The sequence below is a fragment of the Ruegeria sp. AP12 genome, from assembly GCF_056540025.1.
Genome location: NZ_JBQFVZ010000197.1, coordinates 1 through 726, shown reverse-complemented (window position 1 = coordinate 726; position 726 = coordinate 1). Strand labels below are relative to the sequence as shown.

Annotated in this window: 1 pseudogene; it reads left to right on the top strand. The window is 58.4% G+C overall.

What is annotated here, in order from left to right:
* Positions 1 to 186 precede the first annotated feature (186 nt).
* Positions 187 to 726, top strand: a pseudogene (locus ACR0E6_RS22230) (ATPase); the annotation flags it as partial.

The window sequence follows — 726 nt, the reverse complement described above, 5'->3', positions numbered from 1 at the left end:
CCGATGGGGCTGGCCCTATCCGGTTCGCTTGCCATGTATCTGATTCTTGGGACTGTTCTCGGATCGTAAACTATCATCTGCGCGCCTTGTCGCTGCCTTGGTCCCGCCACAAAGCTGCGCCAGATTTCACACAACTGGCCTGCTTTGGGGCCTTTGGTGTGACATCAGAACAGACGAGTCCCGCTCATGAATATGCAGACCTCCGCAGTTATGGCGCCCCCTGCCCCGAAGGGTTTGGGTGAAATGCAGCTCCCGCTTGTGATGATGCGGGACATTTTGCTGAAGACGATCTTTCGCAAGAATGCCAGCACCGTGACCGAAGTGGCCGAAGCCGTCTGCCTGCCCGGCTCTGTCACGCAGGAACTAATCGACATTGCCCGTGACCAAAAATTACTTGAGGCCACAGGCATACTGAACGCCAATAGCGGCAATGAGATGGGCTATCAGCTGACCGACGCCGGCAAGGCCCGTGCGTTGGACGCGCTCAGCCAGTCGGAGTATTTCGGTGCGATGCCCGTACCGCTGGATGTGTATCGCGAGCAGGTCAAACGCCAGTCGATCCGCAATATTCAGGTCACGCGGGACCAACTGACCAATGCGATGGGTCACCTGGTTTTGCCCGACAGCCTTCTGGATCACCTCGGCCCCGCGGTCAGCGCGGGCCGCTCGATCCTGATGTATGGCCCTCCGGGGAATGGTAAGTCCTCGATCTCGAACGGTATTCGG